Annotated in this window: 16 protein-coding genes; 7 read left to right on the plus strand and 9 right to left on the minus strand. The window is 61.2% G+C overall.

Annotated features, from left to right (window positions below):
- Nucleotides 1–19 precede the first annotated feature (19 nt).
- Nucleotides 20–1,021 carry an LLM class flavin-dependent oxidoreductase gene (locus AO240_RS10980; protein WP_099236561.1) on the plus strand — a complete coding sequence of 334 codons (1,002 nt, stop codon included), beginning with the start codon at nt 20–22 and terminating at the stop codon, nt 1,019–1,021.
- A gap of 59 nt (nt 1,022–1,080) precedes the next feature.
- Here the strand turns inward: AO240_RS10980 and AO240_RS10985 are convergent, their stop codons facing one another.
- Entirely contained in the window at nt 1,081–1,308 is a 228-nt protein-coding gene (locus AO240_RS10985; RefSeq protein WP_058414580.1) for a DUF1161 domain-containing protein, read from the minus strand.
- Nucleotides 1,309–1,421: 113 nt separating this feature from the next.
- Entirely contained in the window at nt 1,422–1,637 is a 216-nt protein-coding gene (locus AO240_RS10990; protein ID WP_058414579.1) for a dodecin, read from the minus strand.
- 154 nt (nt 1,638–1,791) lie between these two features.
- Here AO240_RS10990 and AO240_RS10995 point away from each other — a divergent pair, with 154 nt between their 5' ends.
- The gene (locus tag AO240_RS10995; protein WP_058414578.1) at nt 1,792–2,118 is read left to right on the plus strand and encodes a YqjD family protein; all 327 of its coding nucleotides are present in this window, start codon (nt 1,792–1,794) and stop codon (nt 2,116–2,118) included.
- A gap of 8 nt (nt 2,119–2,126) precedes the next feature.
- Here AO240_RS10995 and AO240_RS11000 read toward each other — a convergent pair whose 3' ends face one another.
- A complete protein-coding gene (locus AO240_RS11000) occupies nt 2,127–3,023 on the minus strand; it encodes a LysR family transcriptional regulator (protein WP_099236562.1) in 897 nt (298 codons plus the stop codon).
- A gap of 108 nt (nt 3,024–3,131) precedes the next feature.
- Here AO240_RS11000 and trpB point away from each other — a divergent pair, with 108 nt between their 5' ends.
- From trpB to AO240_RS11015, 3 genes are all read left to right on the plus strand, one after another.
- Entirely contained in the window at nt 3,132–4,358 is a 1,227-nt protein-coding gene (gene trpB, locus AO240_RS11005; protein ID WP_099236563.1) for a tryptophan synthase subunit beta, read from the plus strand.
- Nucleotides 4,358–5,167: a tryptophan synthase subunit alpha gene (gene trpA, locus AO240_RS11010; protein WP_099236564.1), complete on the plus strand. Its 810-nt coding sequence runs from the start codon at nt 4,358–4,360 to the stop codon at nt 5,165–5,167. Before trpB ends, trpA begins: the two co-directional genes overlap by 1 nt.
- 137 nt (nt 5,168–5,304) lie before the next feature.
- Nucleotides 5,305–5,745, plus strand: a complete 441-nt coding sequence (locus AO240_RS11015; protein WP_099236565.1) for an anti-virulence regulator CigR family protein — start codon at nt 5,305–5,307, stop codon at nt 5,743–5,745.
- 127 nt (nt 5,746–5,872) lie between these two features.
- On the opposite strand, the gene AO240_RS11020 is transcribed toward AO240_RS11015, so the two are convergent.
- The 6 genes from AO240_RS11020 to AO240_RS11045 form a co-directional block, all read right to left on the minus strand.
- A complete protein-coding gene (locus tag AO240_RS11020; protein ID WP_099236566.1) occupies nt 5,873–7,177 on the minus strand; it encodes an MFS transporter in 1,305 nt (434 codons plus the stop codon).
- A 181-nt stretch (nt 7,178–7,358) separates the two neighbouring features.
- Nucleotides 7,359–8,507, minus strand: coding sequence for a galactonate dehydratase (gene dgoD / locus AO240_RS11025; protein ID WP_058414572.1), 1,149 nt, complete (start codon nt 8,505–8,507; stop codon nt 7,359–7,361).
- 48 nt (nt 8,508–8,555) lie between these two features.
- Complete coding sequence (locus AO240_RS11030) at nt 8,556–9,176, minus strand: 2-dehydro-3-deoxy-6-phosphogalactonate aldolase (RefSeq protein ID WP_058414571.1); 621 nt, start codon at nt 9,174–9,176, stop codon at nt 8,556–8,558.
- A 1-nt stretch (nt 9,177) separates the two neighbouring features.
- On the minus strand, nt 9,178–10,137 hold the full coding sequence (locus AO240_RS11035) for a 2-dehydro-3-deoxygalactonokinase (RefSeq protein ID WP_099236567.1): 960 nt from the start codon (nt 10,135–10,137) through the stop codon (nt 9,178–9,180).
- Between the two features lie 162 nt (nt 10,138–10,299).
- Entirely contained in the window at nt 10,300–10,626 is a 327-nt protein-coding gene (locus AO240_RS11040) for a DOPA 4,5-dioxygenase family protein (RefSeq protein WP_058414569.1), read from the minus strand.
- Nucleotides 10,627–10,657: 31 nt separating this feature from the next.
- Nucleotides 10,658–11,608 carry a LysR family transcriptional regulator gene (locus AO240_RS11045; protein ID WP_099236568.1) on the minus strand — a complete coding sequence of 317 codons (951 nt, stop codon included), beginning with the start codon at nt 11,606–11,608 and terminating at the stop codon, nt 10,658–10,660.
- Between the two features lie 103 nt (nt 11,609–11,711).
- Here AO240_RS11045 and betC point away from each other — a divergent pair, with 103 nt between their 5' ends.
- Both betC and choX read left to right on the plus strand, forming a co-directional pair.
- Complete coding sequence (gene betC, locus AO240_RS11050; RefSeq protein WP_099236569.1) at nt 11,712–13,226, plus strand: choline-sulfatase; 1,515 nt, start codon at nt 11,712–11,714, stop codon at nt 13,224–13,226.
- An 18-nt stretch (nt 13,227–13,244) separates the two neighbouring features.
- Nucleotides 13,245–14,159, plus strand: coding sequence for a choline ABC transporter substrate-binding protein (choX, locus tag AO240_RS11055; RefSeq protein WP_099236570.1), 915 nt, complete (start codon nt 13,245–13,247; stop codon nt 14,157–14,159).
- The last annotated feature ends 109 nt before the right edge of the window (nt 14,160–14,268 follow it).

The following is a 14,268-nucleotide window of genomic DNA, read 5'->3' on the forward strand; positions in this document are numbered from 1 at the left end:
CCATTGGAGAAGCAGGCTTATGAAATCGCTGTCCGACGTGAAGTACTCGACCCTCGACCTGGTGCCCGTACGGGCCAACGGCAGCCCGGCAGAGTCGCTGCGCAATTCCCTCGACCTCGCCCAGCACGTCGAAAAGATGGGCTACAACCGTTTCTGGGTCGCCGAACACCACAACATGGACGGCATCGCCAGTTCGGCCACCTCGGTGTTGCTGGGCTACCTGGCCGGTGGCACCTCGACTATTCGCGTCGGCTCCGGTGGCGTAATGCTGCCCAACCACGCGCCCTTGGTGATCGCCGAACAATTCGGCACGCTGGAAAGCTTGTACCCCGGCCGTATCGACTTGGGCCTGGGCCGCGCGCCCGGTTCCGATCAGATGACCGCCCGCGCCCTGCGCCGTGAGCGCTCGGGCAGCTCGGATGACTTCCCGGACGACGTGGCTGAGCTGATGGCCTACCTGGGGCCGCGCACGCCAGACCAACGGGTGATCGCTGTGCCAGGCACCGGCACCAACGTGCCGGTGTGGCTACTGGGCTCAAGCCTGTTCAGCGCGCAATTGGCCGGTGAACGCGGTTTGCCCTACGCCTTCGCCTCACATTTCGCACCCCGCATGATGCATGAGGCGGTTCGCGTGTACCGCAACCACTTCAAGCCTTCAGCCGTGCTGGACAAACCCTACGTGATGCTCGGCGTTCCACTGGTAGCCGCCGACACCGACGAGCAGGCCGAGTACCTCGCCACCTCGGTGTACCAGCGCATTCTCGCGTTGATGCGCGGGCAAAGCCTGGTACAGCGCGCACCGGTGAAAAGCATGGATGGCCTGTGGTTGCCGCATGAAAAAGAAGCGGTCGGCAGCTTCCTTGGACTGGCCATGGTGGGCAGCCCGGCAAAAATCCGCGCCAAGCTGGAAGTGTTGGTGGAGCAAACCGGCGCCGATGAGCTGATCTTTACCTGCGACCTGTACGAACACGCCGATCGGATTCATTCCTACGAGCTGCTCGCGCAAGTGATGAAGGGCTAAACCTCAGGCTAAAAAAAACCGACGCACTCGCGTCGGTTTTTCATGTCTGCAACACGGGATTAACCGCGCTTGTAGACGATTTCCTTGGTGCCACCTTCGCAGCTGCCAATAACTTTGGCATCGGCGCCTGCAGTGCCTTTGTCCACAGCATCCAGCGAATAGTGCTGAACGCCTTTGGCATCAAGCTTTGCCGCGAGTTCGCTTTTCAGCTCTTCGCATGGCTTGCCCGCCGCCAGGGCTGTACCGGCAATGCTCAACAGACCGACTGCTAACAGAAACTTCTTCATCCGTTACTTCCTTACGCTGATCGAATAGAACGCGCCGACGCTAGCGCATCGGCCCCCCAACGTTGTAGCGCAGGTTATGGCAATCGGCCAGTCAGCAAGTTCAACTCGCAGGATCAACTGCTGGCAATTCGGAAACCTACCTTGAGCGTGACCTGATAATGCGCAACCTTGCCGTTCTCGATATGCCCACGGGTTTCAGTCACTTCAAACCATTCCAGGTGCTTGAGGCTCTTGTTGGCTTCAGCCACGGCATTGTTGATGGCGTCTTCGATGCTGGTGGTGGACGAGCCTACCAGCTCGACTTTCTTGTAGGTGTGATGATCAGACATGGCATTTCTCCTGAGGTCTTTAGTGAGCGTAGCAGTCGATGTTCGTAATGCTTCTGGCGACCTTTCCTACGCAAAAGTTCAGATTTACTGCACTTTCTGAAATCACCGCAGTCGGTATCTACACCTGCCACTCAATCATTTCAGGAGAGTCCAAATGGCCAACACTTCTTTACGCAAAGCGTCGCTGGAAAGCATGGAAGCCGAGATTTCGAGCCTGCTCAAATCCCTCGAAAGCCTCAAGGACGATGCATCCGACGAGTCGCGCAAAACCTTGAAGGCCCTGAAAAGCAATGCCGAGAACGCACTCAAGCATTCTCGCCACCTGATCAGCGATGCCTACGAAGAAAGCAAAGTCAAAATCCGCGAAACCAGTGTTGCGACCCGTGATTACGCACAAGAGCACCCATGGACCACCGCCGGCGTTGCCGTTGGCGCGCTGGGTCTGGTAGCTGCTTACCTGCTGTTCAAACGCGGTGACTGATTGACGGGCTACATCGGCTGGCGCAACAGCTCTGCCTTGAGCCACTGCGCCAGTTGACCCGCGCGCCCGTCTGCGGCGCGCTTGGGAAGCCACAACGCCAGGCGCGCCGGGGTTTCACTGAAACCCCACGGCGCGACCAGGCGACCCGCTCGCAGGTCTTCTGCCACAAGCGGTTCTGGCGCAATGGCCACGCCCAAACCGGCAACCGCCGCCTCCAGTAAATAATACAAATGCTCAAAACCCTGGCCTTGTTTCAACGCGCCGGGCTCGATGCCGTGTTGCCGCGCCCACACGGGCCAAGCTTGCGGGCGTGAAGTGGTGTGCAGCAACGCTTCGTCGCACAAGGCTGAGGCAGGCGCTTGGCGCAGGCGTTCGTAACCGGCGAAACGCGGGCTCAGCACCGGGCCGATGCGTTCGCTGGCCAGCTGAAATACCTGCATATCGGTTGGCCACGGCGGTTCGGCGAACACCAGCAAAGCATCCAGACCCGGGCGGCGCGGGTCGAGGTCGCCTTCACCCGCCGACAGGTGCAAGCGCAAGTCGGGCAGGTCGGCATTCAGGCGGCCCAGGCGCGGGATGAACCAGCGCGCCAGCAAACTGCCCGAGCACCCCAACACGAACGGCGCGTCGGCGCTGCTTTGCGTGAGTTCTGCGCACACATCCCTCAAGCGCTCGAACGCCTCGGCACTCGCATCGCGCAGCCGCACGCCTGCATCTGTGAGTTTAAGGCCGCGCCCGTCCTTGACGAACAGGCTCAGGCCCAAGTGCTCTTCCAGCACTTTCAATTGGCGGCTGACCGCGCCGTGCGTCACGTGCAATTGCTCGGCAGCCTGGCTAACGCTGTTGAGGCGCGCAGTCGCTTCGAACGCGCGCAGGGCGTTAAGCGGTGGAAGGTCTCGGCTCATCTGTGAGTTTTCCTGACAGGTTGCGGCGATCTTATCGGTTTTCAGCGCAGCGCGTCAGGGGTAGAGTGGCCTTCATTGCCTCTACTCACGTTTTCCCTGGAGCGTCCCATGACTCAGTCCCAGACCGACCTTCGCAACGGCCCCGACGCCAACGGCCTGTTTGGCGGGTTCGGCGGCCGCTACGTCGCTGAAACCTTGATGCCGTTGATCCTTGAATTGGCCCGCGAATACGAAGCGGCCAAGATTGATCCGGCCTTCAACGAAGAATTGGCCTACTTCCAACGCGACTATGTTGGGCGTCCAAGCCCGCTGTACTTCGCCGAACGCCTGACCGAATTCTGCGGCGGCGCCAAGATTTACCTCAAGCGCGAAGAGCTCAACCACACCGGCGCGCACAAGATCAATAACTGCATCGGCCAGATTTTGCTGGCGCGGCGCATGGGCAAAAAACGCATCATCGCCGAAACCGGCGCCGGCATGCACGGTGTGGCCACGGCCACCGTCGCCGCGCGGTTTGGCCTCGATTGCGTGATCTACATGGGCACCACCGACATTGAGCGCCAACAGGCCAACGTGTTTCGCATGAAGCTGCTGGGCGCAGAAGTGATCCCGGTAATCTCCGGCACCGGCACCCTTAAAGACGCGATGAACGAAGCGCTGCGTGACTGGGTAACCAACGTCGACGACACCTTCTACTTGATCGGCACCGTGGCCGGCCCACACCCGTACCCGGCCATGGTTCGCGACTTCCAGGCGGTGATCGGCAAAGAAACGCGCACCCAGATGCAAGCCCAGGAAGGCCGTCTGCCCGACAGCCTGGTGGCGTGCATCGGCGGCGGCTCGAACGCTATGGGCTTGTTCCACCCGTTTTTGGATGACACCGGCGTCGAGATCATCGGCGTTGAAGCCGCAGGTTTTGGCATCGAAACCGGCAAACACGCCGCCAGCCTTAACGGCGGCGTACCCGGCGTACTGCACGGCAACCGCACCTTCCTGTTGCAGGACGACGACGGCCAGATCATCGACGCGCACTCGATTTCTGCCGGCCTCGACTACCCTGGCATCGGCCCGGAACACGCCTGGTTGCATGACATCGGCCGCGTTCAGTACACCTCGGTGACCGACGACGAAGCGTTGGACGCGTTCCACAAATGCTGCCGACTCGAAGGGATTATCCCGGCGCTGGAAACCGCGCACGCGCTGGCCGAAGTGTTCAAACGTGCACCGAACCTGCCGAAGGATCACCTGATGGTGGTCAACCTTTCCGGTCGTGGCGACAAAGACATGCAGACCGTGATGCACCATATGCAATCCAGCCAGCAGGAGAAACACTGATGAGCCGCCTGCACACACGCTTTGCGCAGCTGAAAGAACAAAACCGCGCCGCCCTGGTGACCTTCGTCACCGCCGGCGACCCGGGTTATGACACCTCGCTGGCGATCCTCAAAGGCTTGCCGGCCGCCGGTGCCGATGTGATCGAGTTGGGCATGCCCTTCACCGACCCGATGGCCGACGGTGCAGCCATTCAACTGGCGAATATCCGCGCGCTGACTGCCAAGCAGAACCTGGCGAAAACCCTGCAAATGGTTCGCGAGTTCCGTAAAGACAACAACGACACGCCGCTGGTATTGATGGGCTACTTCAACCCTATCCATAAATACGGCGTGCCGCAGTTCATCGCTGACGCCAAGGAAGCCGGGGTTGATGGCCTGATCGTGGTCGACATGCCGCCCGAGCATAACGCCGAGCTGTGCGACCCGGCCCAGGCTGCGGGCATCGACTTTATCCGCCTGACCACGCCGACCACCGATGACGCGCGCCTGCCAACCGTGCTCAACGGCAGCTCCGGCTTTGTGTACTACGTGTCGGTGGCCGGTGTCACCGGTGCCGGCGCCGCCACCCTGGAGCACGTCGAAGAAGCCGTGACTCGCCTGCGTCGGCATACCGACCTGCCGATCAGCATCGGTTTTGGTATCCGCACACCGCAGCAAGCGGCCGCTATCGCGCGCCTGGCGGACGGGGTAGTCGTGGGTTCTGCGCTGATCGATCACATCGCCAATGCGAAAAATGATCAGCAAGCGATTGATGGTGTGTTGAGCCTGTGTGCCGCACTGTCGGAAGGTGTGCGCAACGCGCGTAAGTAAACGCGATGTAGCGGGAAGTAAAGTTCCTGATACAGAGGAATCAAACCTCCGGATCAGTACCTAAAGTGACAAGACCAAGGGATTTCGAACCGCGTTCGAAATCCCTTTTTTGTTCGTGCAGTACTGAGGAAACACCCATGAAAATGCCTAAACGCTTGATCGCTGGCCTTGGCGTACTGATGCTCGGCGCAAGTGCCCTGGCGCAGGCCGCGCCCAACGATCAAGGCGGCCCCGACCGTGGCGGCCCGCAAGGCCAGCACGAACAACGTGGCGACGACCATCGCGGCCCGCAGGGCAACCGCCGTGGCGGCCCACCCGAGGATTTCGGCCCGGTGCGCCAGATCATCCACGACAACCACAGCCAGTTCTCGCGCGGCGCTCCTCCGCCACCGAACGTACGCCTGGTGCGTGGCCAACCCTTGCCAGGCGGCTACTACGGCGAACGCCTCGACGGCCGCGCGCTGGCCCGCCTGCCCACGTACCCAGGCTACGAATGGCGCCGCTCCGGCCCAGACGTGGTGCTGATCGCCGTCGGCACCGGCATCGTCTACGAAATCCTCGACGGCGTGCTCAACTGACACCTAACCCGTTCTGCAGCCAGCCATCTTGTGTGGCGAGCGGGCTTCTGTGGCGAGCAAGCCCGCTCGCCACAGAAGCCCGCTCGCCGGAAAAATCTATTGGATAGCCACAGGGCTTAATCGCCTGCTACAGCTCGATGCGCTCGACCTTGCCCACCAGCAATACGTACGAAAGCGCGCCCAGCAACGCCAGCACGGCGATGTAGGTGATCGCTGGCGCAAACGAGTCGCCGCTGGCCAGAAAGCCGATCACGATCGGCGTGGTAATCGCCGACAGGTTACCGATAAAGTTGAACACGCCTCCCGTCAGGCCGAGCAACCGTGCGGGCGCCAGGGTGGATACCAGTGACCAGGTAATCGACGCCAGGCCATTGCCGAAAAACGCCACAGCCAGAAACGCAATCACCCAGGCCGTCGAGTCCACGTAATTGGCGCCGATGATCGCCGTGGAAATCAGCAAGCCACTGATGATCGGTAACTTGCGCGCAAAACCCACCGACGCGCCCCGGCGAATCAGCCAGTCAGAGAAAAGCCCCGAACACAGCACGCCGACAAACGCCGCCAGAAACGGCAGCGACGCGAGCAGGCCGGACTTGATGAAGTCCATGCCGCGGTATTTCACCAGGTAAGTCGGAAACCACGTCAGGAAAAACCACAGCGTGGAGTTCAGGCAGAACTGCCCCAGGTAGATGCCCCATAGCTTGCGCTTGGTCAGTACGATGCCGAGGTCGACCCAACTGAACGGTGCCTTGACCACTTTGGCCTGCATATCCACAAGCCCGCCGCCTTCGCGGATCAGCTCGATTTCAGCGGCGTTGGCGCCTTTGAAATCCTTCGGCTCGCGGTACACCGCGTACCACACCAGCGCCCACAGAATGCCCACGCCGCCGGTGGCGACAAACACCATGTGCCAGCCGAAGGTGTGTTGCAGCCACGCCAGCACCGGCGTGAGAAACGCCAGCCCGACAAACTGCCCGGACGTGTAAACGCCAATCGCCGTGGCGCGCTCGCGCTCGGGAAACCAGGTGGTGACCACGCGGCTATTGATCGGGTAGGCCGGCGCTTCGAGCGCGCCGACCGCCATGCGCAGCACGAACAGCGCGATAAAGCTGGCGGCAAAGCCAAGCATTACGGTGGCAATCGACCACAACAACAGGGCCACGGTGTAGAGGATGCGCGGCGGCACGCGGTCTACCAGCCAGCCGCCGGGAATTTGCATGGCGGCGTAGGTCCAGCCGAAGGCCGAGAAGATCAGCCCGACGTGCACCGGGTCGATACCCAGCTCGCTGGTCAGCGCTGGCGCTGCAATCGACAGGTTGCTGCGGTCGAGGTAGTTGATCACCACGGTGATAAACAACAGCAGCATGATGAAGAAACGCTTTCTGCTGGGCGCGACTAAGGGAGCCTGCCCAGTGAAGGATTCAGGTTGCATGGGTAGCCTCTTCTTATGTTTATTGAGGACGCAGTAAACAACTCTCGGGAGCAACGCGGTCACTGTGGGAGGGGGCTTGCTCCCGATGGCGGAGTGTCAGTCGACTTCTTCGGCGGCTGGTCCACTGCCATCGGGAGCAAGCCCCCTCCCACATGTTGATCCGCATTACTTCAGATAAAAATCACCACTCGGCGAAGCTGCCGTCGGCGTGGCGCCAGATCGGGTTGCGCCAGCGGTGGCCGATGGCCGCGCGTTCGATCACGTATTCCTCGTTGATCTCGATGCCCAGCCCTGGCCCATTGGGGATCTTCACGAAGCCTTTGTCATAGTCGAACACGCCCGGGTCGCGCACGTAGTCGAGCAGGTCGTTGCTCTCGTTGTAATGGATGCCCAGGCTTTGCTCTTGGATAAACGCGTTGTAACACACCGCGTCGAGTTGCAGGCAGGCCGCCAAGGCAATCGGCCCGAGCGGGCAGTGCAGGGCCAGCGCCACGTCGTAGGCTTCGGCCATGTTGGCGATTTTGCGGGTTTCGGTGATGCCGCCCGCGTGGGAAGCATCGGGCTGGATGATGTCGACGTAACCTTCGCTGAGCACACGCTTGAAATCCCAGCGCGAGAACAGGCGCTCGCCCAAAGCGATCGGCGTGCTGGTCAGCGGCGCGAGTTCTTTGAGTGCCTCGTAGTTTTCGCTGAGCACCGGCTCTTCGATAAACATCAGCTTGTAAGCGTCCAGCTCCTTCATCAGCACTTTGGCCATGGGCTTGTGCACGCGGCCATGGAAGTCGACGCCGATGCCGACGTTAGGGCCGACGGCATCGCGCACAGCGGCCACGTTGGCCAGCGCCAGGTCGACCTTTTCAAAGCTGTCGACGAACTGCAATTCTTCGGTGCCGTTCATTTTTACTGCGGTAAAACCACGGCCCACGGCTTCTTTGGCGGCACGCGCAGTGTCGGCCGGACGGTCGCCGCCGATCCACGAATACACGCGGATTTTGTCGCGCACCTGGCCGCCGAGCAAATCGCTGACCGACACACCCAGCGCCTTGCCCTTGATGTCCCACAGCGCCTGGTCGATACCGGCGAGGGCGCTCATGTGCACGGCGCCGCCCCGGTAGAAGCCGCCGCGATAGAGCACGGTCCAGATGTCTTCGATATTGCGTGGGTCTTTGCCGATCAAGTAGTCGGACAGTTCCTCAACCGCGGCGGCCACCGTGTGGGCGCGGCCTTCGACCACGGGCTCGCCCCAGCCGGTCACGCCCTGGTCGGTTTCGACCTTGAGGAAGCACCAGCGCGGCGGAACGATGAAGGTAGTCAGTTTGGTGATTTTCATCTTCTTATCTCTCTTGTCGATGCAGCGCCCAGGGCGCAAAGCTTGCAATCAATGAAGCGCGTTCCAGGCCGCGACGTACGCCTGCGCGCTGCTCGCCACTTGATCCACAGACATGCCCGGTTTGAACAACCCCGAGCCCAGCCCGAAGCCCTTGGCGCCGGCGTCGAAATACACCTGCATGTTGTCTGGTGTAACGCCGCCGACCGGCAGCAACAACGTGCCCGCTGGCAATACCGCGAGCCAGGCCTTGATCACTGCCGGGCCCATTTGCTCGGCCGGGAACAGCTTCAACACGTCCGCGCCTTCAGCCAGCGCAGCAAACGCCTCGGTCGGCGTGGCCACGCCTGGCGACAGGTACAGGCCCGCCGCTTTGGCGGCGCGCAACACCTTGGCATCGCTGTGGGGCATAACGATCACCTGGCCACCGGCGGCCTTGACCTGTTCAACCTGCTCTGGCGTCAACACCGTGCCCGCACCGATCAGGCAATCGGCGGGCAGGCTGTCGCGCAGCGTGCGGATGCTGGTGTAAGGCTCGGGTGAATTGAGCGGCACTTCGATCACCCGGAAGCCCGCGGCGTAAAGCACCTGGCCAATCGCACGGGCTTCGTCCGGTCGCACACCGCGCAAAATCGCGATCAAACCGTTGTGTGTGAGTGCTTGCTTGAGCATGTCAGGCCTCCGATACAGGTTGAGTGAGCCCGGCCGCCACGGCCAATTGCCACAAGCCGCGCTCGGTGGCTTCTTGCGCCAGGCTGACGTGGGCGAAGCCGCAAAGGGCGAGGGCGCGTTGGTAGCGCGTGCACAGGGCGGCGGCGCCGACCAGAATGATCGGCTGGTGTTTGGCGCTGGCCGGCAAGCCCGCGAGTTCGTGGCCAATCAACAGGCCAGACAAGTAGTCGGGCTGTTGCTCAGGCGCAAGCTCAGCCGTCAGCCCCAGCGTTCGCGCGCTGAACAGCGTCGACAGCACGCCACGCTGGCCGTCTGCCGACAGCGCCACCTGCACGCCTCGGTCAAAGGCCTGTGTCTGGAACTGTTCCACGGTTTTTTGAGTACGCCCCAAAATGCTGTGCTTGCTGAGTATCGCGAACAGTTCACCGGTCATGAAGGTGTCGAAGTGCGTGATGCGACCACCCACCACCTCGACCCATTTGGAATGGCTGCCAGGCAGGCCGATCAAGGCGTCGCTGTTAAGGCTCTGCAACACGCCGAGCACTTGGGTTTCTTCACCGCGCATCACGTTGGGCAAGCCGACCTGCTCAATCACGCCTGGCACGATGTGCACCACCACGCCACGCAGGCTGCGGACTGTATGCAGCGCCTGGCCCAAGCTTGCGACATCCACCGGGGTGTTGCGATAGGCCGCTTCGCTCCAGCCCTGAGCGCTGCCAACCATGCCGCAGGCAATCACCGCCAGGCCGGGCTGGGCGTCGAGCCAATCGCCGCAGGCGGCATCGAACGCCAACTCGAAGCCATCGCTGCAGCGCACGCCGGCGATGTCGCGGGGTTCGCTGGGCAGGTGCATGATCCCGAACGCCAGCGAGCGCTGTTCGAGCACCTCACCAGCCGGGCCGAGTTTATAAGCACGAAGGGAGCTGGTCCCCCAGTCGAGCGCGATCAATTGCGCCTGCATCGCTTCACCTGAAATGAGTGGGTGCTGAAAAAAGCAGATGGGCGAATATAAACCTACGCGCTGATAAATCTCAATATATAAATAACAGTCCCATATATTGGGTTTTTACGTGCAAAAATCCCGCGTGCCTGCACACGCTGACGGGGTGCGTATCAGCCGGCGTTAGAGCGCAGACAGATTCAGCTCGCGCATCGCACCCATCCAGATCGCATAATCGGTGTGGTCCTTCAGGTCGTCGCCGGTATTGGGGTGCAAGAACACCACCAGCCCTTCGCGGTGCAGCGCCAGCCATGGCAGCACCACGCCGATGTATTCCGGGTCGAACGCCAGTTGGCAGCTCCAGTCCGGGTGCGGGCCTACGGGCCGCTCATGCACGTTGCCCATGCGCAGCGGAAACAGCTTGGCCGCGTCTTCACACAAGGTGCGCGCTTGTTCGATGCTGTGGGCGTCAAAGTAGATATGGGCGTGGTAACCCTTGATTCGTTGCATGGCGAAATCCGTCTGCGATGTGCGCCAAATCCTAGACCGCAATCGACGGTAGGGCCAGCCCGGTCAGCGACTGCACATTGCTGGCTTGCTCGGCCACCAGCCAGTCGACAAAGCGCTCGACCAACTGCCCGCGACGTTTGCGCTGCGGCTGCACCACGTAATAACCGTAGCGCGAGATCACCGTGTCGCGGATCGGCCGGCACAGCCAATTCTGTTCGAGCATGCTGTCCACCAGGTGCCGCCAACCGATGGCCACGCCCTGGCCGGCTATCGCCGCCTGGATCAGCAGGGTGTAATTGTCGAAACGCAGTTGGCCGGGCGTCGGTGTGGTGGTGATGCCCAGCTCGCGAAACACGCCGCTCCAGTCGAACCAATGGCTGTTGTTTTCCTGGCGCAGGTGCAGCAACGGGTAGTCGGGCAAACTCTGCACCGTCAGCGGCGTGGCCTGGTCTTTGAGCCATTGCGGGCTGCACACCGGGAACGCCTCCTCATTGAACAGCCACAGGCTGTCGCCCTGTTTGAAACGGCCATCGCCAAACAACACCGCCACGTCAATATCGCTGCGCAAGGTGGCGTGGTTGCGCTGGCTGGTGACCAGGCTCACGTCGACGTAAGGGTTGGCCGCGTGAAAACGATGCAGGCGTGGCATCAGCCAATACGCGGCGAAGGCGAAGTCGGTGGCTACCTGCAGCACTTCGTGCTGGTCTTGTTGGGTGATCGCGCTCAAGCCGTGGTTGATGCTTTGCAAGCCGCCCTGCACGTGTTCGAAGAGCAAGGCGCCCGCGTCGGTCAGTTCGATGCCACGGTAGATGCGATCAAACAGGCGAATCGCCAGTTGCTCTTCAAGGCGCTTGATCTGCTGGCTGACGGCTGGCTGGGTGCTGCCCAGCTCCATTGCGGCGGCGGTAAAGCTGCGATGACGCCCCGCCGCTTCAAATGCGCGGAGCAGGTCGAGCGACACATCACCGAGGGCTTCATACATAAGCTGTGCTTATCCTAGACATTGCTTTTCATGGGCTTTACCCCAATTTCCATGGGCCGCATGCTCATTCGCATAAACACCGCCTATGGAATGCCGAAGACTCATGAAGCGCAAGAACATTCTTTTCATCATGGCCGATCAAATGGCCGCGCCGTTGCTTCCGTTCTACGGTCCTTCGCCTATCAAGTTGCCCAACCTCAGCCGCCTCGCCGCACAAGGCGTGGTGTTCGACGCCGCGTATTGCAACAGCCCCTTGTGCGCGCCGTCGCGCTTCACGCTGGTCAGCGGCCAGTTGCCGAGCAAAATCGGCGCCTACGACAATGCGGCCGACTTTCCCGCCGATGTACCGACCTACGCGCATTACTTGCGCCGCCTCGGCTACCGCACTGCGCTGTCGGGCAAGATGCACTTCTGCGGGCCAGACCAGTTGCACGGCTTTGAGGAGCGCCTGACCAGCGACATTTACCCCGCCGACTATGGCTGGGCGGTGAACTGGGACGAGCCGGATGTACGCCCCACGTGGTATCACAACATGGCGTCGGTGCTGCAAGCCGGGCCGTGCGTGCGTACCAACCAACTGGATTTCGACGAAGAGGTGGTGTTCAAGGCGCAGCAATACCTGTTCGACCATATTCGCGAAGACGGTGACCAGCCGTTCTGCCTGACCGTGTCGATGACTCACCCACACGACCCGTACACGATTCCCAAGCCGTTCTGGGACCTGTACGACGACAGCGACATCCCGTTGCCTGCCACGCCCGCGCAAGCTGACCAAGACCCGCATTCGCAACGCCTGCTCAAGGTCTATGACCTGTGGGACAAGCCGCTGCCGCTGAATAAAATCCGCGATGCACGCCGCGCCTACTTCGGTGCCTGCAGCTACATCGACAGCAACGTCGGCAAGCTGCTGCAAACCCTCGAAGACACCGGCCTGAGTGATGACACCATCATTGTTTTCTCTGGCGACCACGGCGACATGCTTGGCGAGCGCGGCCTCTGGTACAAGATGCACTGGTTTGAAATGGCCGCGCGCGTGCCGCTGCTGGTCAGTGCGCCGGGGCAGTTTGCCGCTGGCCGCGTGAGCAAGGCGGTGTCGACTGCCGACCTGCTGCCGACCCTGGTGGAACTGGCCGGCGGCGCGCTGGACCCGCTTCTGCCGCTGGACGGCCGCTCTCTGGTCCCGCACTTGCTGGGGCAGGGCGGGCACGACGAAGTGTTCGGCGAATACATGGCCGAAGGCACCATCAGCCCGCTGATGATGATCCGTCGTGGCGCGTACAAATTCATCTACAGCGAAGACGACCCTTGTTTACTCTTCGATGTGCACAATGACCCGCACGAGCGGGAGAACCTCAGCCAGTCACCGGAACACCGGCCACTGTTCGAGGCGTTTTTGAGTGAGGCGCGGGCCAAATGGGACATCCCGGCGATCCACCAACAGGTGCTCGCCAGCCAACGCCGCCGTCGTCTGGTGTTTGAAGCACTGACCGAAGGCAAGCTGAAGAGCTGGGACCACCAGCCACTGGTAGACGCCAGTCAGCAATACATGCGCAACCATATCGACCTCGACGACCTGGAGCGCAAGGCACGTTATCCACAACCCTGCCAAGACCAATAATCAGACAAAGGGAAGGCCATGCAAAAGTTGACTGTGATGCTAGCGACGTTGGCGCTGACAAGCGCCAATGTGTACGCGGATGCCAGTTGTGAAACGGTGAAGATGGCCGATCCGGGCTGGAGCGACATTGCCGCCACCAATGCCATCACCGGTTTTCTGCTGACGGGCATGGGTTACAAAGCCAAGGTCGACACGCTGGCGGTGCCGATCACGTTTGGTGGGCTCAAGGAAGGCAAGGTCGATGTGTTTATGGGCAACTGGATGCCGGCGCAGCAAGGTTTCTACGACAAGTTCGTGGCCAACGGCGACGTGGTGCAACTGGCGAAAAACCTCGACGGCACCGAGTTCACCCTCGCCGTGCCGGACTATGTGTGGGAGGCCGGCGTGCATGAGTTTGCCGACCTGAACACGTTTGCCGACAAGTTCGACAAAAAAATCTACGGCATCGGCTCCGGCGCGCCGGCGAATATCTCGTTGCAGGAAATTATCAAGAAAAACGACTTTGACCTCGGCCAGTGGAAGCTGGTGGAATCCAGCGAGCAGGCGATGCTCGCCGAAGTGTCGCGGGCAGTGAAAAAGCAGCGATTCGTGACCTTCCTCGGCTGGACGCCGCACCCAATGAACGTGCAGTTGAAAATGCATTACCTCAAGGGTGGCGAGAAGTACTTCGGCGACACCGGCAGCGTGTACACCTTGACCCGCAAGGGTTATGCGCAGTCCTGCCCGAACGTAGGAAAGTTGCTGACCAACCTGAGTTTTACCCAAGAGATGGAGAACGCAATCATGGCCGAGGTGGCCAACAACAAGGCCAGCTATGCCGAGGCGGCGAAGGCGTGGATCAAGGCCAACCCGGCCGTGCTGGACAAGTGGCTGGATGGCGTGAAAACCGTCGATGGCCAGAATGCGTTGGCAGCGGTAAAGGCCAAGCTCTAGCACGCGGATCATTCCCACGCTTCGCGTGGGAATGCATCCTGTGACGTTCCCACGCAGAGCGTGCGAACGATCATTACGCTCATTAGCAGCCTGATATTCTGACTCAAAC

Source organism: Pseudomonas sp. ICMP 460 (assembly GCF_002723595.1).
Taxonomy (GTDB): Bacteria; Pseudomonadota; Gammaproteobacteria; order Pseudomonadales; family Pseudomonadaceae; genus Aquipseudomonas; species Aquipseudomonas kitaguniensis.

Excerpts from the sequence above, each read along its gene's own strand:
- trpA (WP_099236564.1), top strand. The coding sequence starts at position 4,358 with ATGAGCCGCCTGCACACACGCTTTGCGCAGCTGAAAGAACAAAACCGC.
- dgoD (WP_058414572.1), bottom strand. The coding sequence starts at position 8,507 with ATGAAAATCACCAAACTGACTACCTTCATCGTTCCGCCGCGCTGGTGC.
- AO240_RS10980 (WP_099236561.1), top strand. The coding sequence starts at position 20 with ATGAAATCGCTGTCCGACGTGAAGTACTCGACCCTCGACCTGGTGCCC.
- AO240_RS11015 (WP_099236565.1), top strand. The coding sequence starts at position 5,305 with ATGAAAATGCCTAAACGCTTGATCGCTGGCCTTGGCGTACTGATGCTC.
- AO240_RS11030 (WP_058414571.1), bottom strand. The coding sequence starts at position 9,176 with ATGCTCAAGCAAGCACTCACACACAACGGTTTGATCGCGATTTTGCGC.
- AO240_RS11035 (WP_099236567.1), bottom strand. The coding sequence starts at position 10,137 with ATGCAGGCGCAATTGATCGCGCTCGACTGGGGGACCAGCTCCCTTCGT.
- AO240_RS10995 (WP_058414578.1), top strand. The coding sequence starts at position 1,792 with ATGGCCAACACTTCTTTACGCAAAGCGTCGCTGGAAAGCATGGAAGCC.
- trpB (WP_099236563.1), top strand. The coding sequence starts at position 3,132 with ATGACTCAGTCCCAGACCGACCTTCGCAACGGCCCCGACGCCAACGGC.
- choX (WP_099236570.1), top strand. The coding sequence starts at position 13,245 with ATGCAAAAGTTGACTGTGATGCTAGCGACGTTGGCGCTGACAAGCGCC.
- AO240_RS11045 (WP_099236568.1), bottom strand. The coding sequence starts at position 11,608 with ATGTATGAAGCCCTCGGTGATGTGTCGCTCGACCTGCTCCGCGCATTT.
- AO240_RS11040 (WP_058414569.1), bottom strand. The coding sequence starts at position 10,626 with ATGCAACGAATCAAGGGTTACCACGCCCATATCTACTTTGACGCCCAC.
- AO240_RS11000 (WP_099236562.1), bottom strand. The coding sequence starts at position 3,023 with ATGAGCCGAGACCTTCCACCGCTTAACGCCCTGCGCGCGTTCGAAGCG.
- AO240_RS11020 (WP_099236566.1), bottom strand. The coding sequence starts at position 7,177 with ATGCAACCTGAATCCTTCACTGGGCAGGCTCCCTTAGTCGCGCCCAGC.
- betC (WP_099236569.1), top strand. The coding sequence starts at position 11,712 with ATGAAGCGCAAGAACATTCTTTTCATCATGGCCGATCAAATGGCCGCG.
- AO240_RS10990 (WP_058414579.1), bottom strand. The coding sequence starts at position 1,637 with ATGTCTGATCATCACACCTACAAGAAAGTCGAGCTGGTAGGCTCGTCC.
- AO240_RS10985 (WP_058414580.1), bottom strand. The coding sequence starts at position 1,308 with ATGAAGAAGTTTCTGTTAGCAGTCGGTCTGTTGAGCATTGCCGGTACA.